We start from the raw sequence: 21,621 nt of genomic DNA, 5'->3' as shown, positions 1-21,621 counted from the left end.
CCCGGTCCCCGGACGGCGCGCGCCCTGGTGGCGGGTAGCATGGTCGCCACGGCAGACGAGCCGGGCGGACGGCCGCGTGGGGATCGCAGGATCCCCCCGAGGAACGTCCGGACTCCACAGGGCAGGGTGATGGCTAACGGCCACCCGGGGTGACCCGCGGGACAGTGCCACAGAAAACAGACCGCCGGGGGATCCGTCCCCCGGTAAGGGTGAAACGGTGGTGTAAGAGACCACCAGCGCCTGAGGTGACTCAGGCGGCTAGGTAAACCCCACCCGGAGCAAGGTCAAGAGGGACCACGGGAGACCGGGGTCCTGCGCGGACGTTCGAGGGCTGCCCGCCCGAGTCCGCGGGTAGACCGCACGAGGCCGGTGGCAACGCCGGCCCTAGATGGATGGCCGTCGCCCCGACGACCGCGAGGTCCCGGGGCACAGAATCCGGCGTACAGCCCGGCTCGTCTGCCGCCTAGAGCCTCTGACCAGCATGTTTGCAGGTCGGAGGTTCTTTTTCGTGGCTCGGTGGTCGTGATCCGACCCTGGCGTGTATCGGTTCGAACGGGGACGCCCGGCTCCGCGCGCGGCCTTGGAGTCGGTGGAGTCGGGGAACAGGACGCGCCGTGCCTCGGCGAGGTTCGCCGCGAAGCCGTACGGCTCCCTGTCGGTCAGCGGGTGAGCGCGAGCGTCAGTCCGCGGACGCCGGGCGTGTGAGGGTGCCGGGAGGCCAGCGAGCTGACGATCGTGCGGATGGAGGGGCGGTCGCGGATCTCGGCGGGGCTGACCCGGAGGGCGGCGAGGAGTTCCCGGGTGGTCTGTTCCGGTTTGCCGTACTGCCACCAGGCGCGGGCGAGGTCGGTGTGCATCCGGCTGGTGCGTTCCGGGGTGGGGAACTGTTCCGGTCGCAGATGGCGCCCTGCCTCCAGTGCGGCCCCGGCGTCGCCGAGGGCCCAGTGGACGCCGACGGCATAGCGGTCGGCACCGGCCGGGGAGATGCGGAAAAGACGGTCAGTCGGGGCGATGTCGGGGAGCCGGTGGGCGGCCTGGCGGGCTTCGGTGATCATGGCCAGGGCCTGGGTCCGGTCGCCCGATCGGTCAGCTCCACCGGCTCCGTTGCTCCGAGAGAGCAGGCAAGAGCGTCGGCGTCCTGCTGGGAAGGTGCGCTCCACGCCGCAGCGCACATACCGATCTGCCGTTTCGGGCAGATGCCGCACAGTTGCGTGATTTCAAAGTGGCCGTTGTAGTCCGCGAGGCCGTGGGCGTATCCCACGGCGCAGGATGTCTTGCGGAACAGGCGGCCCCACGGCTCCTCGGAATCCGCTGGCCGCTGGAAGAGGGCCAGAATGCGGTCCTCCGTGTCCTGCGGCATGATCTTCCGACGCGCCGTGTCCTCGGACGGGGAGGAAGGGCGTTCGCCTGGTAGTACGCGGCGATCTCATCGCGGAAGAACAGGCCGGTGAACACCGACGCGTGAGCGTGTTCGGACAGAGCCTCCCCGGCGTACGGCCCGACTCGTCTGCCGCCCCTCAGGGCCTTTGGCCAGTGAATGCGCAGGTCGGAGGCTTTTTTCCATACACTGACGGGTGGCGCCGCACCCCGTTCCGTACCGGTTCAGACCGGATCTCGCGGAGGTGAAGGCAGCCACGCTTCCGGGCCGGAGAGTGGGCGGGCTTTGCCTGGGTCGGGAGGGTCAGACGGGTTCACGGCCAACCGCTGGGCCCATTGGTCCGACGGGCCCAGCGGATGTTGGTCAGCGTTTACCGAGCAGACCGGCAGCCTGATGGGCGACGAGGTCCAGCGCTTTGTGAGGTTTCGGGTTGACCTCCTCAGGAACTGACGAGGGGCCTCGTCCGCCAGAGCCGCCGACGGCGCGAGCCGTATCACCGCAAGGGGCCCGCCACAGAGCATGCGGGCCCGCCGATATCTGCGTCATGTCCCTGAGGTCCGTCCTTCATCGCCCCTTCTCATGACATAGGTATCGCCCCTTCTCATGACATAGGTAGGGACTAGGATCTCCACCTTGGGCCTGACCGTGGGAACGGAGGCCCAGGAGGGCCACGAGGAGCGGAGAACAGGCATGCGGGAAGGCCGGTGGGTCACGGTCACCGAGTCAGAGTTCGAGCACGAGCGCCGTGGCCTGGACGCGATCCGGGAGAAGCTGCCGGACTCCGACCCCTGGCGTGCCTGGTCGAACTTCACCTTCACCGCGAACACCGGCCACGTCCGTGAGGTCGACCTGCTGGTCGTGGCCCCTGGCGGCGTCTGCATGATCGAGCTGAAGGACTGGCACGGCTCGGTCACGTCCGAGAACGGCACCTGGGTACAGACCACCCCCCGTGGCCGCCGCCGGACACACGGCAACCCGCTGCACCTGGTCAACCGCAAGGCCAAGGAGCTGGCCGGCCTGCTCGTGCCCGGGGGCAAGCGGGTCTGGGTCGCGGAGGCGGTCTGCTTCACGGACAACGGCCTCCAAGTACGCCTCCCCGCCCACGACCAGAACGGCGTGTACACCGTCCACCAGCTGGTCGAGATGCTGGGGCAGCCCCCACGTGACGAGCGGCGCCGTATCACCGCGATCGGTTCGCGCGAGATCGACGCGGCCCTCAAGAACATCGGCATCCGCAAGAGCGACGCGCAGTACAAAGTCGGCCCGTACGAGCTGGCGCGGAAGTCCTTCGACTCCGGCCCCACCTGGGCGGACTACCTCGCCCGCCACAGCGAACTCCCCGAGACCGCACGGGTCCGCATCTATCTCAGCGAGCGCGGCTCCGACGCCTCCCTGCGCCAGTCCGTCGAGAACACGGCCCGGCGTGAAGCCGTGGTGCTGGGCCGTTTCAAGCACCCGGGCGCGGTCGAACTCAAGCAGTACTTCCCCTCCGGGCACACCGCCGGACCCGCGCTGATCTTCGACTACCACCCGGACACCCTGAAGCTGGACGAGTACCTGGTCCAGTACGGCGAGAAGCTGGACATCCTCGGCCGGATGGCGCTGGTCCGCCAGCTCGCTGAGACCATGCGCTCCGCGCACTCCAGCCGCATCCACCACCGGGCGCTCGCGGCCCGCTCCGTGCTCGTCGTCCCCCGGCCGCGTGGCAGAAAGGGCCGGGCGGTGGGCGAGGAGGCCGCCTGGCTCACCCCGTACCTCCAGATCTCCGACTGGCAGATCGCCACCCAGCGCAGCGGAGACTCCTCTCAGGGGCAAGGCCAGGGCCAGGGCATGACCCGCTTCGCGCCGACCGCACTGTCCGCGATGCACCTGGCCGACGACGCCGACGCCTACCTCGCCCCCGAACTCACCGCCCTCAACCCCGACCCGGTCCACCTCGACGTGTACGGGCTCGGCGTCCTCACGTATCTGCTGGTCACCGGCAAGGCCCCGGCCGCCAGCCAGGCCGAGCTGCTGGCCCGGCTGGAGGCGGGGGAGGGCCTGCGCCCCAGCTCCCTGGTGGACGGCCTGTCGGAGGACGTGGACGACCTGGTGCAGGCCGCCACCGCGTACCGGCCCGGGCAGCGCCTGTCCAGCGTGGACGAGTTCCTTGAGCTGCTGGAGGTCGTCGAGGACTCCCTCACCGCCCCGGCCCAGGCTGCCACCGGCACGCAGGGGCCGGGCGGCGAGGAGGACCGGAACGCCACCGACAAGGACCCGCTGGAGGCCGTAGCCGGTGACGTGCTCGCCGAACGGTGGGAGATCCGCCGCCGCCTCGGCACCGGCTCCACCAGCCGCGCCTTCCTCGTCCGCGACCTCCAGGCCGAAGCCCGCAGGACCCGCCCGCTGGCGGTGCTGAAGGTCGCCCTCTCCGACAGCCGCAGCGAGATCCTCGTCCGCGAGGCCGAGGCCATGGGACGCCTGCGCCCCCACTCCGGCATCATCCGCCTCGTCGAACCCGAGGCGCTGCACATCGGCGGCCGTACCGTCCTGGCACTGGAGTACGTCGGCGACGAGCGTGACGACAACGGACAGGGCACCGAGGGCGGCGGACGTCCGCGCCGCCGCGAGGAGACCGTCGCCCGCCAGCTCCGCGAGAACGGCCGTCTCCAGGTCGATCAGCTGGAGGCGTACGGTGACTACCTCTTCGGAGCCGTCGACTTCCTAGAAGGTGAAGGGGTCTGGCACCGCGACATCAAACCCGACAACATCGCCATCCGTATCCGCCCCAACCGCACCCGCGAACTCGTCCTCATCGACTTCTCCCTCGCCGGCTACCCGGCGAAGAGCACCAGCGCGGGCACCGACGGCTACCTCGACCCCTTCGTCGACATCATCACCCGCGGCTCGTACGACTCGCACGCCGAGCGGTACGCCGTCGCCGTCACCCTGCACCAGATGGCCTCCGGTGAACTGCCCAAGTGGGGCGACGGCAGTGTCCTGCCCCGCATGACCGACGCCAAGGAGTGGCCGTACCCGACCATCGCGGCCGAGGCCTTCGACCCGGCCGTACGGGACGGTCTCGTCGCCTTCTTCCAGAAGGCCCTGCACCGCGACGCCGGCCGGCGTTACCCCGAGCTGAAGCCGATGCGGGACGCCTGGCGCAAGGTCTTCCTCGACGCCTCCCGGACCGTCCCGTCCAGCCACCGTTCCCGCCACCCGGCCGCCGCGACCACCGGGGAGGGAACGCCCGCCGAGGGCGTCGCCGCCGTGATCGCGGACGCCGAGCCGGAGACCGCCGAGCAACAGCGCGACCGCCTCGCCGCCGAGGTCACCGGCGACACCCCGCTGACCGTCTCCGGCCTCACGCCCGCCGCCCAGTCCTTCCTCTACGGCCTGGGCATCACCACGGTCGGCGAACTGCTCGACTACAGCCGCCGCAAGCTCGTCAACGCCCCCGGACTGGGCGCCAAGACCCGTAACGAGGTCCAGCAGCGACAGCGCGAATGGGGCGAGCGACTGCGCGAGACCCCCGTATCGCCGCTCACGCCGAAGGGCCGCGCGGAAGCCAAGGAGGAGCTGGAGCAGCTCACCGCCGCCGAGTCCGCCCTCGTCGGTGAATTCGCCACAGGCGGATCGGCGGGCGTCCTGTCCCCCCACACGCTCCGCTCCGTCAGCCTGGACACCCTCGCCACCGTCTTCGTGCCCGCCGTCAACAACAACGGCTCCAACCGCAACAAGGCGGAGATGGTACGGCTGCTGCTGCGCCTGCCCGACGAGCACGGCGTACTGCCCGGCATCGGTGTCTGGCCGAAGCAGAAGGACGTCGCGGATGCGCTGACCCTGAGCCATGGCCGTATCCCGCAGATGCTCAAGGAAGAGCGCAAGCGCTGGAAGGCGGAGCCCGCCGTCCAGGCACTGCGCGACGAGATCATCGACCTGCTGGTGAGCATGGGCCGGGTCGCTTCGGCGGTGGAGATAGCGGATGCCCTGGCGGTCCGGCGCGGCACTCATCTCGCGGGGCGGGAACAGCGCCGCGCGATGGCGCTGGCGGCCGTACGCGCTGTAGTCGAAGTCGAGCAACTGCTGCCGCAGGAAGCCGAGTTCCAGCACCAGCCGAACCGCAAGGCGACGGACGAGTCCCTGGGCGTCGGCCTCCTCGCCGTGGACGTACGGGAGAACGACGGCCCGGACACCCCGACCGCCCCCGGCCTCCTGGAGTACGCGACCCGTCTCGGCAAGACGGCCGACCGGCTCGCCAAGCTGGACACCCTGCCGACGGCGGCGACCGTGCTGGCCGAGCTGGGCGCGCTGACGGTGCCACCCGGCACGGTGGACTGGGACGAGCGACGCATGGTGGAGCTGGCGGCCGCCGCGTCCGTGAACGCCGCAGCCACTCCGCGCCTGGAGATCTACCCGCGCGACCTGCCACTGGTCAGGGCGCTGCGCCTCACCCAGGCCGGGCTCGTCCGCTGGGTCCCGGGCATGCCGGAGGGACAGCAGCCGGGCCTGACCGGCGAGGCCGTGCACGAACGGGTCCGCGCTCGCTTCCCGGAGATGGTCGTCCCCGACGGGCGTGGCGGCACGCACCACGAACTGCCGACCGGCGGCCCGCTCACCAAGGCACTGCGCGCCGCCGGTTTCGAACTGTCGCTCAGCATGCACGAACGCGAGGGTGTGCTCCGCTACCTGCCGACGCGCGTGGACGACGCGTCGAGCTATCTGACGACGGGTGCCTGGCGACAGTCGACGCGTACGGGCGCGGTGACGCGGTACGCCGATGACCCGCAGCTCGCGGGCGCGGTACGCACGGAGGAACGGCTGCTGGCGTCGGCCCGCCGGGACGGGTACCGGGTGCTGACCGTCCGGCAGCAGCGGGTCCTGGACGCGGTGCGGGAGCTGGGCGCCGGGCGGCTGGGCACGGAGGCGGTGTCGGTGACCGAACTGTTTCTTGAGGCCCTGCACGCACAGATCACGCCGGGCACCAAGCCCACCTGGGACACCCTGCTCAAGGCGGACGCCGCCGAGCCGGGCTCCAAGGGGGCGGTGCGTTTCGCGGAGTACGCGCGGACGGCGTGGGGTGCGGTGGAGCCCCGGATCGTGGAGCTGCTGGGCAACGGTGGTGGCGGGGCAGGCCCGGTGCTGCTGACGGAGACCGGGGTGTTCGCGCGGTACGACGCGATGGGTGTCCTGGACCGGCTGGCGTCGGCGGCCCGCCAGGGTGGGCGGGGCCTGTGGCTCCTGGTCCCGCAGAGCGACCCGTCGCGCGAGCCCCGGCTGGGGCAGGTGGCCGTGCCGTACCAGGCCGGCCTGGGGGAGTGGATTCAGCTTCCGGACACGTGGGTGGGCAACGCCCATCGGGGGTCCGGTGACACTGCGGCACGTGCCGCTGTCGAGGGAGACGCGAAGTGATCGACCGCAAGGCTCTGTTGGACGACCTGAAGAAGCAGGTCAAGGCGGTCGAGACCGACCTCGGGCGTCAGGTGAAGGCGCTGGGGGAGGTCGGCGCGCGGCTCAAGGCCGAGTACGAGCAGGCGCGGAAGCTCGGGCGTACGGCGGCGACGTGGAACTCGTGGCTGGACGAGCGGGTCACCCAGGTCGCGGTGGCGTGGGTGCTGGGAACCGTCTTCGTACGGTTCTGCGAGGACAACCGGCTGATCCCCGAGCCGTATCTGACGGGCCCGGACGGCGACCGGCGGGAGCTTGCGGAGTCGCGGTACGACGCGTATGTGGAGTCGGACGAGAACCCGACGTACCGGGGCTGGCTGGAGAAGGCGTTCGAGGAGCTGGGTCGAGGGCAGGCGGGGCGGCTGCTCTTCGACCATCGGCACAATCCGCTGTACCAGGTTCCGCTCTCGCATGACGGGGCGCGGGAGCTGGTCGAGTTCTGGCGGGGGAGGGACGAGGACGGTGTCCTTGTCCATGACTTCACCGACCCGCTGAACGAGGACGGCACGGAGGGGTGGGACACACGGTTCCTGGGAGACCTGTACCAGGACCTGAGCGAGGCGGCCCGCAAGACGTACGCGCTGCTCCAGACGCCGGAGTTTGTGGAGGAGTTCATCCTCGACCGGACGATGAATCCCGCGGTGCGGGAGTTCGGCTACGAGGAACTGAAGATGATCGACCCGACGTGTGGGTCGGGGCACTTTGTGCTGGGGACGTTTCGGCGGTTGGTGAGGTTGTGGGCGGAGGGGCAGCCGGGGCGTGATGTGCATGAGCGGGTCCGGGCCGCGCTGGACTCGGTGCACGGGGTGGACCTCAATCCGTTTGCGGTGGCTGTCGCGCGGTTCCGGCTGCTGGTTGCGGCGATGGCGGCGAGTGGAGTGCGGACGCTGGGGGAGGCGGCGGGGTATGAGTGGCCGATTCATCTGGCGGTGGGGGATTCGCTAATCAGGGCGCGGCAGTTGGAGCTGACGCTGGGCGGGGACGAAGACGGGCTGGACGATCCTCTGGCCTCGTTCGCGTATGCCACGGAGGATGTGCACGAGCACCCGGGGATTCTCCAGCAGGGGCGCTATCACGTGGTGGTGGGGAACCCGCCGTATATCACGGTGAAGGACAAGCAGCTGAATTCCCTGTACCGGGAGTTGTATAAGGACGTCTGCGTAGGCAAGTACGCTCTATCGGTTCCATTCGCACAGCGGTTCTTCGAGCTCGCAATGCAGGGTGATAGCGAGGGGTTCGGATACGGCATGGTTGGCCAGATCACCGCGAACTCGTTTGTGAAGCGAGAGTTTGGCACGAAGCTCATTGAGTCTTACTTCGGGCGCAACAGCGAGTTGATCGAGGTTATTGATACCTCTGGGGCCTACATTCCAGGACATGGAACTCCGACAGTGATTCTGATCGGAAGGCGACGTGAAGGAAGTGGACGTTCTGAGACGATCCGAACCGTCCGCAGTGTCCAGGGTGAGCCCTCGATTCCAGAGAATGCTGAAGAGGGTCTGGTCTGGGGTGCCATCGTAGATCAGATCGACCGGCCTGGATCTGCAAGTCGGTGGGTGTCTGTAGATGATCTTGAGCGTGTTCGCTATTTTGGTCGGCAGCCATGGATCTTGGCTGCCGGTGGTCTTGAGATCAACGAAGCGATCCAGGAGCGGAGTGCTAAACGACTTTCGGCGAGTCTGTCGCGAGACATTGGTTTCGCCAGCTTTTCCGGAGTGGATGACGCCTTCTATCTACCTCCTGACTGGCATCGCCGTTTCGAGACACCGAAATACCTGACTCGGCCCATGGTGGTGGGCGAGGACATTCGTGACTGGTGTGCCTCTCCGGCCGCAGTCGCCTTGGTTCCATACACCCCTACCGGAACTCTTGTCGCGCTCGATCCGAAGGCTTGGTGGGGGCGTCACTTGTGGGCCTATAAGCAGGTCATGGGGCGGCTTACTGATTTTTCAGGAAAGAGTCGCTTCAGCGCGAATATCCCTTGGTGGTCCTGGTATCGATGGGTCGCAGAGCGTTACAAGACCCCTGAAATGATTTCCTTCAGCCATGTAGCGACGCATGTGCATGCCAGCTTTGATGCGTCAGGCATGACCTATAATCAGCACGCGCCTGTGATCAAGTTGCGGGAGGGGGCGAGTGAGGAGGAGCACTTGCGGTTGCTTGGGGTGCTCAACAGCTCCACAGCTGGCTTCTGGCTGAAGATGGTTAGCCATGACAAGGGAATCCGAGGAGAGGGTGGTGGATTTACCAGCGACGACTGGGAGCGTTTCTATGAGTTCACTGGCACCAAGCTTCAGGAGTTCCCTCTCCCGGTTGAGTGCCCCGCTAGCCTTGCTATCGCCCTGGATTCCCGTTCACAGAAGCTCACTACCATCAGTCCTGCATCTGTGGCAGCCGCTTCAACCCCAACAGTCGGGGTCCTTCGTGAATCCAAGGCCCACTGGGAGTCCACACGCGCCCGAATGATCGCCCTCCAAGAAGAACTGGACTGGCAGGTCTACTCTCTCTACAACCTCCACTCCGAAGACCTCCGCGTCTCTGAAGACCCCGACGACCCCAACATCCCCGAACTCGCCCTCGGCGAGCGCGCCTTCGAGATCGTCCTTGCTCGCCGTGTAGCCGCAGGCGAGGCCAGCGACGAGTGGTTCAAGCGACACAACTCCACCCCCATCACGGAGATCCCCGCCCACTGGTCCGCGCCCTATCGCGAAGTCGTCCAGAAGCGCATCGACGCCATCGAGTCGAACCGTGCCATCGGCATGGTCGAGCGTCCCGAGTACAAGCGCCGCTGGGCCACCGAGGGCTGGGACGCGCTCCAGGAGAAGGCCCTGCGTTCCTGGCTGCTCGACCGGATGGAGAACCGCGACCTCTGGTTCGACGAGAACGGGCAGCCCGCCATCCTCACCCTGGCCCGGCTCACCGACGCGCTCTCGCGGGACGAGGACTTCGTCTCCGTCGCCAAGCTCTACGCGCCCCGCAAGGAACTCGCGAAGGTCGTCGCCGAGCTGATCACCGACGAGCACGTGCCGTTCCTCTCGGCCCTGCGCTACAAGCCCGCCGGGCTGAAGAAGCGCGCCGACTGGGAAGACGTCTGGGACCTCCAGCGCAAGGAGGACGCGGCCCCGGACGAGCCCGCCAAGCGGAAGATCCGGGACTCGATCCCCGTACCGCCGAAGTACACCTCGGCCGATTTCCTCCGCGCCTCCTACTGGAAGGCGCGCGGCAAGCTCGACGTGCCCAAGGAGCGGTTCGTCTCGTACGGGCAGACCAAGGCCGCCACCCCCGAGCTGTACGGGTGGGCCGGCTGGGACCACCGGGAGCAGGCGCAGGCGCTCGCCACTTACTTCACCAACACCGCGCTCTCCACCGAGGAGATCACGCCGTTCCTCGCCGGCCTGCTGGAACTCCAGCCGTGGCTGGCCCAGTGGCACGGCGAGTTCGACATGCTCTACAGCGGTTCCCCGGCGGACTTCTTCGCCGGGTACCGCCAGCAGAAGCAGGGCGAGCACGGACTCACCGACGACGACCTCCGCAACTGGCGTCCCCCGGCCGCGACCCGAGGCCGTCGCGCCGCCGTCAAGAAGTAGCCGTCAACGACTCGGTGTCGTGCCCGTACGCCGATGCCGAGTCTGCCGGAGGAGGGACCACCCGGTGCGCGTGCGGATAGCCTCCGGTCGGTAAGCGCGGCTCCGCCCACGTGGCGGGCGGCGAAGTCGTGGAAGGCCATGGGCCCTTCGCCCCGGCCGCCGCGGAACAGCGCGGCGCGGACGCCACTGCCGTCAAGGCGGAGGGACCCAGGTCCTGACACCGCAAGTTGCGCCCGGGCCTCACGGTGGGGGTTCCTGCCTCGCCGGGGCGATCGTCTCCGCGCGGGGGGTCGCTCGCCCTCCCGCCCCGCTGGTTACCGCGAACCGTGTGAACCCCTGGGAGCACCGGTCACCCGGGGCGGGGCCAGTGGGGCGATCTCCCGGTCGAAGAAGTCGTGGAATTCCTCGCCACGCTCATACAGCGCATCGAACCCGGCGTTCGTTTCCCGGATCAGTGAGCTGTCGGTGTAGCGATTGGCTCCATCCGCGTTTCCGTCGTCGTCGTACACGACCTCGTACATGACCTCATCACCGAGAATGACGACTTCCGGAACCAGTCGAATCCGCTCGATGCGCGAAATGTCGCGGGCGTCGAGAACTCTGATGTCGTCACCCACCTCCACACGCACACGCAGGACGTGCAATTCCCATTGCACATACGGCGTCACCGGGAATTCCACGACGCGAAGACGGCGGTGCTGGATGCCCGATTGCGAAGCCCGGCGGATTTCCCGCGCGTAGTCCTCGCGCCTCTCGCCGGCCAGGGTCAGGGCTCCCTCCCAGTCGCCGGCGGCGAAGGCCTCCCAACTCGGAAAGCCGCGTTCCTGGAAGTGCTGGCCGCGTTCGAGCTTGTTCAGGAAGCCGATCCCACCGGCGTAGATCCGGCCCAAGTCAGCGTGGTAGGCGGGGCGGTCCAGGCGTTCGGAGGTACCGCCGGTGAAGGAGTCAAACACTGGGGATGTCCGGCTTCGCCGCGACGAGCATGTTCCTGGGGATGACCACGAGGCGTTCGTCCGATCCGATCGAGACCCCGTCGGGCAGGTTCCTGCCGAGTGACGCGGTGAGGTCCCGGCCGATGACGGCGATGTCACCGTTGGCGAGTTCCCAGATGTCAGGGCAGTCGGGAGTTCCGGTGGTGTTGCCGAGTTCCTGGGGTGATTTTCCCAGCCGTCGCTTGAAAAGCGTGTCCGGATCTGCTTCCCATGGCCGGGACATTTCCATCGCCTCCTCGATCGGCCGCAACCCGCCACTTTAGCCTGTGTCGCGACGTCCTGACCAGGGGCAGATTTGGCACGCGAGGTATTGGCGAGGACTGTTTTCCCCTTGTCCCCCGGTGCCCGGGAGGGAATCATGGGGCGGCAATGGAGATCGCTTTCCATGTCTGGTCAGTGACACTATTCAGGTCCGCTGTCCGACAATCGGGTGAACGGAGGGGCGGCTGTGGACGCAGAAGTGGCTTTGCTCGCACAGAGCGCGGGCACCACTCTGGTCGCGTTGATGGCGACCGACGCCTGGCAGCACATGCGTGAGGGAATCACCCGGCTCTGGCGTCGGACGCAACCCGAGCGCGCCGACACGATCGCCGCTGAGCTGGAGGCCGGGCGCGACGATGTGCTGGCCGCCGTCGCGTCGGGCGACCACGAGGACCTGGAGGAACTGCGCCTCCAGTGGCAGGGATCGGTGCGGCGACTGCTCGTCGAGAGGCCCGACGCCGTCGAGGAACTGCGCGCACTGCTGGACCGACTCGATCCCGGGGGCTCCGCCGCCCGGCGGATCACCCAGCACGCCACCGTGTCCGGTCGGGGCAGGGTCTACCAAGCGGGACGCGACCAGCACATCACCGAACGATGACGGGTGGCACGGACGGCCACGCCGAGGACCACGGGCGCGTCTACCAGTCGCGTGGCGATCAGCACATTTCCGAACACCACCACTACGGCGGTGCCGGGACGGAGTTCGGCGGACCGGACTCGGTGCGGCGCCCGGCGGTCGGCCGGAGCCCCGTCGCGCTGCGCGACCGCAGCGAGGTGATGGAACGCCTGCGGAAGAGCGTCGGGCCGGAGCGCGGCGGCCAGGTCTATGTGCTCTACGGGATGGGCGGTTCGGGTAAGACGGCCGTCGCCTGTGCTCTGTTCGAGGAGGTCACCGGGGAACAGGGCCGCGTGGGCCTGTGGGTCAACGCCGCCGACCGTGCGAGCTTGCGCGCTGGCATGCTCGCCGTCGCCGCCGACCGGGGAGCGGGCGACGGTGAACTGCTCGCCGCGCGCAATGGCCTCAGACCTGCCGCCGATCTCGTCTGGAGCTACCTCGACCGTTCCGCCGAACCCTGGTTACTGGTTCTCGACAACATCGACGAACCGGAGATCCTGCGGGACGGCGACTGGCTGCGCACCAGCCCGCGCGGCACCGTCCTGGTGACCACACGGCGGGCGGCGGCCCGGTGGTGGCCCGGGGCCGAGCTGCAGCACATCGGCGTACTGCCCCGTGAGGACGCCGCGCTCGTGCTGCGCGACCTCGCACCGCACAGCGGGACGGCTGAGCAGGCGGCCCGGGTCGCGGACCGCCTCGGACGGCTGCCCCTCGCGCTCACCCTGGCGGGCGGCTTCCTCTCGCACCAGGTCATCGACCCCTGGACGATGGACGCGTACGGGGACCGGCTCGACGGTGACGAACGGGTCCGGCTGATCGACCGGGGAGCCGACGCGATATCCGAAGCGGATCCCCGTCAGCTCGTCGGCCTGACCTGGCAGCTCACCCTTGACGCGTTCGAAGCACGTGGACTGCCCGAAGCGGCGGCCCTGCTCAGGCTGCTGGCCCGGTTCGCCGCGGAGCCGCTGCCGCTGACGCTGCTCGACCACATCGGCATCGGGGCCGTGCTGCCTCGGGACCGGACCGAGACGGCCCTCAGAGCCCTTCTCGACCAGTCGCTGTCCGAGCTGGTCGACGTCGGCGGCACGCGCTGCGTGCAGAGTCACGGAATCCTTCTCGACAGCGTTGCGGCGGCCACCCCCGCCGACCTGGTGTCCGCGCTCGACACGACCGCCGTCCTGCTGCTCGACGCGGTCGTTCCCGCCGTACCCGACGCGGGGCCGCACGATCCGCGGCTGCGCCTGCTGGTACCGCACACCCTGACCCTGCTGCGGCACATCGCCGGGCCGTCCGCCGCCGGCGCCCTGGCTGTCACGACACGGCTTGCCGTCGCCCTGCACCGCACCGGCGACTACCTCTCCGCCCGGGAGACCGCCCGTACCGCCGCGGACCTCGGGCAGCGGAACCTCGGCGCGGACCACCGTACGGTCCTCGCCGCACGCTCCAGGGCCGGGCGAGCACTGTTCCGGCTGGGCAGGTATGCCGAGGCCGAGGCGGAACTCCGCGCCGTTCTGGACACGCAGAAGCGCCTGCTCGGCGCCGACGACCCCGACACCGCGGACAGCGGCTACGGGCTTCAGCTCGTGCTGGCCAACCTCGGGAGACGGGAGGAATCCCTCGGGCTGCTCCGCGGCACCGTCGCCGGGCGGTGCTCGGCGCTCGGCCCCTCGCATCCGCTGACCCTGCGGGCCCGCGCCAGCCTGCTGGAGATGTTGCCCGCCACCGCCGTGGTCACCGAGGAGGACGGCGCTCTGCTCGCGCTGCCGGGCGAGTGCGAGCGGTCTCTCGGCCCCGACCACACGGTGACTCTGGGTGCCCGGCACAACCACGCGTGGGCGCTGTACCTCCTTGGCCGCTTCGACGAGGCCGATCGTGAGATCCGGCGGGTCACCGAGGCGTACGCGCGGCGCTGGGGGCCCGACTATCCCCTCGTGCTCGCCGCCCGGCAGCTCCTCTCCCGTACCAGGGCCGCGCTCGGGCACACCGAGGAGGGCATCGCACTGATGACCGACGTCGTCGAGCGGCGGGAAAGCGGCCTGGGCCCCGAGCACCCCTTCACCGTCGCCGGCAGGCAACTGCTGGACGCCTACCGATCGGGGCGACGGCGGCCGTAGCGCCTGGGAACCGGACGGTGACGGTCGCGCACGGACGATGCGTGAGGGTTTACGGCAGGTGGCCGACAGGGGTACGGATGTAGGGTGCTTTGCGCAGGCCGTACGGGTGACGTGCAGGACGAGCCGGACCGTCCTCGGCCCCGGCGGCGGACCGCGCGAGACCCAGTTCGAGCAGCAGGACCGAACACCGTCAGGGAGAGCGAGACCCGCAATGGCCCAGCAGCCGCCCCTTCTCCGTGATGTCATCGACATCAAGGAGAACATCTCCACCTCGGACTTCGTACTCTCCCTCGCCGAGGCGACGACACCCGACGGCGCCCGGAACGCTCTGAAGGACTACGTCGTCACCGAGCGACTGCTGGAGAACTTCGACGAAGCGCTGGCGCTCATCAAGTCCTCTCTCGACGGGCACCGCTCAAAGGCGGCCTACCTGCACGGCTCGTTCGGTTCCGGTAAGTCGCACTTCATGGCCGTCCTCTACGCCCTGCTCAGCGGCGACTCGGCCGCCCGTGCCCGTACCGAGTTCGACCCGGTGCTGACCAAGCACGAGTGGCTGACCACAGACGGCAAGAGGTTCCTACTCGTGCCGTACCACATGCTCGGGGCGAAGGCCCTTGAGCAGCGGGTGCTCGGCGGGTACGTCACGCACATCAAGAAGCTGCACCCGGACGCGCCGACCCCGCAGGTGTACCGGACCGACTCCCTCTTCGCCGACATCCGGGCCAACCGTGCCATCTACGGCGACGAGGCGGTCATCCGCGGCCTGGGTGGCAGCGACGCGGGCGACGGCGAAACGGATGAATGGGGCGAGGGCTTCGCCTGGACCCCGCAGCTCCTCGACACCGCCCTCGCCGCCGAGGAGAACCACGAGGGGGGCACCCCGCTCAACCTCCGCAACCCCTCCACCCCGGCCGAGCTGCGCGCCAAGCTGGTCAACGACGCGGGGACCAACCTCTTCCCCGGCTTCGCCAAGAACGCGGCCGAGAACGAGCACGGCTTCATCTCCCTGGACGCCGGTCTGTCCGTCATCGCCGAGCACGCCAAGTCGCTCGGCTACGACGGCCTGATCCTGTTCCTGGACGAGCTGATCCTCTGGCTCGCGACTCTCATCCACGAGCAGAAGTTCGTGGCCCGCGAGGCCAGCAAGATCACGAACTTTGTGGAGGGCGGCGACGCCCGGCGCGCCATCCCCGTCGTGTCGTTCATCGCCCGCCAGCGCGACCTGCGTGAACTCGTCGGCGAGGAGGTATCCGGCGCGGCGGAAGCCTCCATCCAGGACACCCTGAACCTGGCCTCCGGCCGGTTCGACAAGATCACCCTGGAGGACCGCAACCTCCCGCAGATCGCTCACGCCCGCATCCTCAAGCCGAAGGACGCCGAGGCGGAACGGCGCATCGACGAGGCCTTCGAGCAGACCAAGCGGGTCGGCACCCAGGTCTGGGACACCCTCCTCGGCTCGGACAAGGGCACGACTGGCGCGGACGCGGAGTCGTTCCGTCTGACGTACCCGTTCTCGCCGGCGTTCATGGACACCCTCGTCCACATCTCGTCCGCGCTGCAGCGTTCCCGCACCGGTCTGAAGCTGATGGGCCAGCTGCTCTCCGACCACCGCGACGAGCTCCGGCTCGGCCAGCTCATCCCGGTCGGCGACCTCTACCCGGTGATCGCGGAGGGCGGCGACAAGCCGTTCACCGACAGCCTGAAAGTCGTCTTCGAGGCCGCCGACAAGCTCTACAAGACCAAGCTCCGGCCCTACCTCCTCAGCTCGTACGACATCACCGAGGACGACGTCGAGCAGTACGCCCACCGGCCCGAGGCCATCACCGACCTCCAGCGCGCCCAACGCTGCCGTATGTTCGTCGGCGACAACCGGCTCGTGTGCACCCTGCTGCTGTCGGCGCTCGCGCCCAGCGTGCCTTCGCTGGCCGAGCTGACCATCCGGCGGCTTGGCGCGCTCAACCACGGGTCGGTCCTCGCGCCCATCCCCGGCGCCGAGGTCGGCATCATCAAGAACAAGGTCGCCGAGTGGGCCGCCAGGTTTCCCGAGATCAAGGAGACCGGCACCGAAGCCAACCCCGGCGTACGGCTGGAACTGTCCGGCGTCGATGTCGACTCCGTCATCGCCAACGCCCAGGTCAACGACAACCCCGGCAACCGGGTCGCCCTCGCCCGGCGTCTGCTTTCCGAGGAGCTGGGTGTCGAACACGGGCAGTTGAGCGACCAGCTCGGCTTCGTATGGCGCGGCACCGCTCGCACCGCCGAGGTCGTGTTCGGGAACGTCGCCGACGAGGACGAGGTGCCCGACCACGACCTGATGCCGCAGGAGGACGGGCGCTGGCGCATCGCGATAGATCTCCCCTTCGACGAGGGCGAATGGGGCCCGGTCGAGGACGTCAACCGCATCCGGCGGCTGCGCGAGCGCCAGCGGGGCGAGCGGTCCCGTCTCGTCGCCTGGGTGCCGGCCCACCTGTCCGTGCAGCGCTTCGCTGACTTCCGGCGCCTGGTCGTCATCGACAAGGCCCTCGCCGACGAGCACCGCTTCGACACCCAGTACGCCGGCCATCTCAACGCCGACAACCGCAGCCGTGCCAAGGGCCTGCTCGAAACCCAGCGCGAAGCTCTGCTCAAGCAGATCAGGGGCGCCTTCAAGCAGGCGTACGGGCTCGCGCAGAAGCAGCCGGCCGACGTCGTGCCCGACTTCGACGACCACCTCGTCCCCCTGCCCGACGTGGACGGCCTCACCCTGTCCTTCGGGCAGAGCCTGCACGACGGCATCCGGCACGTCGCGGGCACACTCCTCGCCCACCAGTATCCGGCGCACCCCGACTTCGACCCGGACGCCACCGCCACCGCCGTCAAATCCGCCGATACCCGCAAGGTCTTCACCCATGTGCGGGCCGCCGCCGAGGCGCGTGACGGGCGGGTGGAGGTCCCGGCCGCCGACCGCAAACTCATGCAGCGGATCGCGGGGCCCCTGCGGCTCGGGCAGCAGAAGGAGGCGTACTTCGAGCTGTCCCGCTACTGGGCCGACCACTTCCGCCGGCTCGCCAGCCCCCAGGGCAGCACCGGGGACCTGTCCCTGATCACCCTGACCGACTGGACGGACAAGCCCGACCCGCGCGGCCTGCCCGACTTCCTCTCCCGGCTCGTCGTCGCCGCCTTCGCCGAGATGGACGACCGGGTGTGGGTGCGGGGCGGCACTGTGCTCGACCCCGCGCCCGAACTGTCCGCGATCAAGGACCATGACGCGCTGCGCAGCCAGCCGCTGCCCGCCGAGTCCGACTGGGACACGGCACGGCAGCGCTTCGAAACGGTCTTCGGGCAGAAGGCTCCCGCCCTTCGGCGCGGCCGGATGGTCAACCAGTTCGCCCGACAGATCATCGAGGCCGCCCGCGCCCACCGGGACCACGCGGTCGACCTGGTACACCAGTTGGAGGCGCACGCCTCCTTCCTCGGTCTCGACCAGACCGCCGACACCGGACGGCTCGCTCTCGCCCGCCGCTCCCTGCAACTGCTGGACGCGCTCACGGCGGAGGCCGGTAAGGGCGCGGCAGGGGCGAAGAAGACCGTGGAGACCCTCGCTTCCTTCGACCTGGGTGAGACCAGCGCCGACCGGTACGGGACCTCCATCAAGCAGGCCCGCGGCGTCGCGGAAGCCGTCGCCTCCGCGCCCTGGAGCACCCTGGAACTCGCCGCCGGTCTAGGACCCGAGGGCGCGGCACTGCTCGACTCGCTGCGCAACGTGGCCCGCGACGACCAGCGCACCGCGGACCTGCGCGACGCCCTGGCCCGCACCCAGCGCCAGGTCGTCGCCCTGGTGAAGCGCAGCCAGGCGGCCAGCCCCCCGGCGCCCCCTGTCGTCGCGCCGCAGCCCACGGCCGACGACCTGTCGTTGAACACCGAGACCAGCGACCCGCGTATCCCCTTCGCCCAGACGCAGACACCCGCACCGGCTTCCTCAGGCAGCGGCTCAGCGCGAACGGCCGGCGGCCGCCGTACGACCGTGGCGCGCGCCGCCGCCGACCTCCAGGCGGAACTGTCCGAACTGGCCGCCCGCCACCCCGACGCGACCATCGACATCACCTGGAAGGTCGTCGAGTGACCGTTGCCGCCGCCCTGGACACCGCCGCCGTCCCAGGCGCCGTCCGGCTGAACACCGCGACCGTCGCCCAGTACCTGTCCTCGCACTCGTCCCTCGCCGCCTCCCTGACCGGAGACGGCGGAGGCAGGCGCCGGGTGGTGCTGCTGCGGTCCGCGCCCCAGTGGGACGGGCCCGACGAACCCGCCTGGGGCGAGGGGCGGACGGCCGGCGTGGTGGTGGCGCCCTCACCGCTCGCCGTCCACGAACTCGTCCTCGGCCACCTCGCGGGCCGCCGCCCCGGCCCCGCTGTCCTGGTGGTCCTCACCGACCGCGAGCAGAACGAACTCGACCCCGCGATCACCGCCCGCGTCCACAAGCAGCGCATCGACACGGTCGACAGCTGGGACGTCGTGCGGGAGGCGTTTGGCGCCCGGCAGATCGACCCGCGTCTGAAGGACGTCAACTGGGCGGCCGAAGCCCTGCTCGATGCCACCCCGCCCGGCGGCTGGCCGCCGGTGCCCGGCGGTTGGCTGTCGCGGCAGTACGCACTCACCGCGCTCGCCCAGCGCCGCCTGCGCCTCGGCCGCTACGACACCGAGGACGGTACGCGACGCCACGGTGAGGACCGGCTCGACGCGCAGACTCTGCTGCACTGGGCGACCCGGCCCGGAGCCCCCGAACGGCTGCTGGGCCTGCGTGGTCCCGAGCGCGCCGGGCTGACCACCTTCCTCGGCGAGGAGGATCAGGCAGGCCTCGCCGGACGTGCTCTGCTCGCTCTCGTCGACGCCGAGCGCGGCGCGGACGCCGCCGCCTTCGGCCTCGTATGCGCCGCCCTGTGGCAGCACGCCGAACCCGCCCCCCAGACTTACCAGGCCCGGGGCCGAGCCGAACGCTACCTCGGCGACCAGCTACCGGCCGTCGGCGAACAACTCGACCGCCTTGTGTGCGTCTTCGGACGGTCCGCCGAGGAGTACGCGAGCACGCTGCTGACCGCCGGACACCGGGGCGGCGGCCCCGACGCCGACCAGGCCCGCGAGGCACGCCGCACCACCGGCATCGTGCTCGACCGGGCCGCCGTGCTGGCCCGCCAGTTCGGCGCGGAGGCGGCCGTCGCGGCGAGCCCCGTCCTGCGCGGCGGGCTGGAAGCCCGGTTCACCGCCGTCGGCCAGGCACTCGCGGCGGGCGACACGGCCGCGGTCGCGGACGCCGTGCGACGGCTCGCGGACCACAGGCTCGCCACCGATCCGGAAGAGTCCGCCCGCGTCGAACGCGCCTGCATGGGACAGCGACTCGCCCTCTGGCTGGCCACCGAACCGTCCGCCGATGCCCCCACCGTCGCCGACGCCGTACAGCGGCACATCGCCGAGACCGGCTGGGCCGACCTCGCCCTGGAGCACATCGAGGCCGGCGGCGACCCCGACCCCTGGCTCACGGCCGCCTACGACACCCTCGGCGCGCGCGTCCGGGACCGGCGACGGCGGATCGACGCGTCCTTCGCGCGCTCACTGGCCGGCTGGACGCGGGACGGCACCCCGCCGGGCGGCATGCTCACGGTCGAGACCTTCCTCGACCGGGTGGCCGGGCCCGTCGTCCGGCGTGGGGAGGGGCGGCGGGTGCTGCTGCTCGTACTCGACGGCATGAGCGCGGCCATAGCGAACGAACTCGGCGAGGAACTGCGCCACTCCTGGGCGGAGTTCGACCCGCTGGCCGGGGGCATGCCGCGTCGGCGGGCCATGGCCGCCGCCCTCCCCACCGTCACGGCCGTGTCCCGGACGTCCCTCTTCGGGGGCTTCCTGACGAAGGGCACCCAGGCTGATGAGAAGAGGCTCTTCCCCGCGCTGAAACTGTGGAGCGGAGCGCCGGCCGCCGCCTTCCACAAGGACGACCTGCGCAGTGAGACCGCGGGCAACACCTTCGGCCCGGCCCTCACGGAAGCGCTCACCGACGGCAGAACCCATGTCGCCGTCGTCCTCAACGCCATCGACGACCGCCTCGCCAAGGAACAGAAACTCGGCGACGGAGCCTGGCGGGTCGACGACGTACCCGGTCTGCGCGACCTGCTCCGGGTGGCGGCGGCCCAGGGCATGGCCGTCATCGTCACCAGCGACCACGGCCATGTCGTCGACCGGCATGGAACGAAGGCGGACGCGGCCACCGAGCCCGCGTCCGCTCGGCACCGCCTGCCCGGTGGCCCGCTCGGCGAACGGGAGATCGCCCTTTCCGGGCCGCGCGTGGTCTGGCCCGAGCCCGGCGCGTCCATCGTCGCGCTCTGGGACGCGGACTCCCGCTACACCGCCCTCAAGGCCGGATACCACGGAGGAGCCTCCCTCGCCGAGTTCGCCATTCCGGTGCTCGCGTTCCTCCCGTTCGGGGCGGAACCGCCCAAGGGGTGGCGGGAGCTGGGGGACCAGCGGCCGTCCTGGTGGGCGCCGGAGGAGGCGGCCACGCCGGCATCTGACGAGCGTCCGGCTCCGCCGGTGGGTGCGGCTCCGAAGAAGGGGGCGGCGAAACCCCGGAAGAAGCAACCCGAACCCGGGACGCTGCCCGCCGCGCTCTTCGACGTGGCGCTGACCGCCGGAGGAGACGACGCCCTGCTCACGCCGGTCGTCATCTCCCGGACCGAGGCGTTCGTAACGGCGCTGCTCGATTCCGAGACGTACCAGGCGCAGCTCGACGGCCTGGCGCGCAAGCCGCAGCGGGAGCAGGTCCACAAGGCTCTCGCTGCCCTGCTCGACGTCGGCGGCACCCTGCCCGTGACCGCGCTCGCCCAGCGCGCGGGCATGCCCATCACCCGGGCCGACGGCTTTGCCGCGGTCCTGCGGCAGCTCCTCAACTACGACGGCGTACAGGTGCTGGAGACCCTTCCGGACGGCCGCACGCTACGGCTCCACGAGGCCCTGGTGCGCGAGCAGTTCCCCCTCCGGACGGGCTGACGCCGTCCGGGGTGCCTCAGGCCTTCGCACCGAGGCACCCTGGGGCCGCGTTCTGCGGCGTTGTGCCCCTGGTGGCAGGGTCGCGAGGTGCCGCGCCCTCGAAGCGGTCCACCCTGGCGCAGATACGGAGAGTGATTCCAGCAGAGTCTCCTGGTAACCGGCAACCGATTCGACGGAGTGGGTGTCTCGCTACAGTGCTGTGGGAAGAGCGGTCCGACCGACGGCCGCCTTT

Annotated in this window: 10 protein-coding genes and 1 other RNA gene; 7 read left to right on the top strand and 4 right to left on the bottom strand. The window is 69.9% G+C overall.

The window, feature by feature from the left end; translation table 11 throughout:
- Window positions 1–56 precede the first annotated feature (56 nt).
- Window positions 57–459, top strand: an RNA gene (rnpB, locus tag ACFVIM_RS01025) — RNase P RNA component class A.
- Between the two features lie 200 nt (window positions 460–659).
- On the opposite strand, the gene ACFVIM_RS01020 is transcribed toward rnpB, so the two are convergent.
- Together ACFVIM_RS01020 and ACFVIM_RS01015 are read right to left on the bottom strand one after the other, a co-directional pair.
- The gene (locus tag ACFVIM_RS01020) at window positions 660–1,055 is read right to left on the bottom strand and encodes a hypothetical protein (protein ID WP_384297070.1); all 396 of its coding nucleotides are present in this window, start codon (window positions 1,053–1,055) and stop codon (window positions 660–662) included.
- Complete coding sequence (locus ACFVIM_RS01015) at window positions 1,052–1,360, bottom strand: hypothetical protein (protein ID WP_384297068.1); 309 nt, start codon at window positions 1,358–1,360, stop codon at window positions 1,052–1,054. Before ACFVIM_RS01015 ends, ACFVIM_RS01020 begins: the two co-directional genes overlap by 4 nt.
- A 708-nt stretch (window positions 1,361–2,068) precedes the next feature.
- On the opposite strand from ACFVIM_RS01015, the gene pglW reads away from it, so the two are divergent.
- Both pglW and pglX read left to right on the top strand, forming a co-directional pair.
- Window positions 2,069–6,769: a BREX system serine/threonine kinase PglW gene (gene pglW / locus ACFVIM_RS01010; RefSeq protein ID WP_384297079.1), complete on the top strand. Its 4,701-nt coding sequence runs from the start codon at window positions 2,069–2,071 to the stop codon at window positions 6,767–6,769.
- A complete protein-coding gene (gene pglX, locus ACFVIM_RS01005) occupies window positions 6,766–10,392 on the top strand; it encodes a BREX-2 system adenine-specific DNA-methyltransferase PglX (RefSeq protein WP_384297067.1) in 3,627 nt (1,208 codons plus the stop codon). The genes pglW and pglX overlap by 4 nt, the downstream gene beginning before the upstream one ends.
- Window positions 10,393–10,706: 314 nt before the next feature.
- On the opposite strand, the gene ACFVIM_RS01000 is transcribed toward pglX, so the two are convergent.
- Window positions 10,707–11,345, bottom strand: coding sequence for a DUF6879 family protein (locus ACFVIM_RS01000; RefSeq protein WP_384297066.1), 639 nt, complete (start codon window positions 11,343–11,345; stop codon window positions 10,707–10,709).
- A complete protein-coding gene (locus ACFVIM_RS00995; RefSeq protein WP_384297064.1) occupies window positions 11,338–11,607 on the bottom strand; it encodes a hypothetical protein in 270 nt (89 codons plus the stop codon). The genes ACFVIM_RS01000 and ACFVIM_RS00995 overlap by 8 nt, the downstream gene beginning before the upstream one ends.
- 225 nt (window positions 11,608–11,832) lie before the next feature.
- Here ACFVIM_RS00995 and ACFVIM_RS00990 point away from each other — a divergent pair, with 225 nt between their 5' ends.
- The 4 genes from ACFVIM_RS00990 to pglZ all read left to right on the top strand — a co-directional run bounded on the left by ACFVIM_RS00990 (window position 11,833) and on the right by pglZ (window position 21,389).
- The gene (locus ACFVIM_RS00990; protein WP_384297063.1) at window positions 11,833–12,243 is read left to right on the top strand and encodes a hypothetical protein; all 411 of its coding nucleotides are present in this window, start codon (window positions 11,833–11,835) and stop codon (window positions 12,241–12,243) included.
- Entirely contained in the window at window positions 12,240–14,375 is a 2,136-nt protein-coding gene (locus tag ACFVIM_RS00985; RefSeq protein ID WP_384297062.1) for a tetratricopeptide repeat protein, read from the top strand. The genes ACFVIM_RS00990 and ACFVIM_RS00985 overlap by 4 nt, the downstream gene beginning before the upstream one ends.
- A 211-nt stretch (window positions 14,376–14,586) precedes the next feature.
- Complete coding sequence (locus ACFVIM_RS00980; protein ID WP_384297061.1) at window positions 14,587–18,477, top strand: phage resistance protein; 3,891 nt, start codon at window positions 14,587–14,589, stop codon at window positions 18,475–18,477.
- Window positions 18,474–21,389 carry a BREX-2 system phosphatase PglZ gene (pglZ, locus tag ACFVIM_RS00975; protein WP_384297059.1) on the top strand — a complete coding sequence of 972 codons (2,916 nt, stop codon included), beginning with the start codon at window positions 18,474–18,476 and terminating at the stop codon, window positions 21,387–21,389. Before ACFVIM_RS00980 ends, pglZ begins: the two co-directional genes overlap by 4 nt.
- The last annotated feature ends 232 nt before the right edge of the window (window positions 21,390–21,621 follow it).

This window comes from Streptomyces sp. NPDC057638, assembly GCF_042800315.1.
Classification (GTDB): Bacteria; Actinomycetota; Actinomycetes; order Streptomycetales; family Streptomycetaceae; genus Streptomyces.
Note: the sequence above shows the minus strand (reverse complement) of the source record. Positions and strands in the feature narration are given on the sequence as shown.

Excerpts from the sequence above, each read along its gene's own strand:
- pglW (WP_384297079.1), top strand. The coding sequence starts at position 2,069 with ATGCGGGAAGGCCGGTGGGTCACGGTCACCGAGTCAGAGTTCGAGCAC.
- ACFVIM_RS01020 (WP_384297070.1), bottom strand. The coding sequence starts at position 1,055 with ATGATCACCGAAGCCCGCCAGGCCGCCCACCGGCTCCCCGACATCGCC.
- ACFVIM_RS01015 (WP_384297068.1), bottom strand. The coding sequence starts at position 1,360 with ATGCCGCAGGACACGGAGGACCGCATTCTGGCCCTCTTCCAGCGGCCA.
- ACFVIM_RS00985 (WP_384297062.1), top strand. The coding sequence starts at position 12,240 with ATGACGGGTGGCACGGACGGCCACGCCGAGGACCACGGGCGCGTCTAC.
- ACFVIM_RS00995 (WP_384297064.1), bottom strand. The coding sequence starts at position 11,607 with ATGTCCCGGCCATGGGAAGCAGATCCGGACACGCTTTTCAAGCGACGG.
- ACFVIM_RS00980 (WP_384297061.1), top strand. The coding sequence starts at position 14,587 with ATGGCCCAGCAGCCGCCCCTTCTCCGTGATGTCATCGACATCAAGGAG.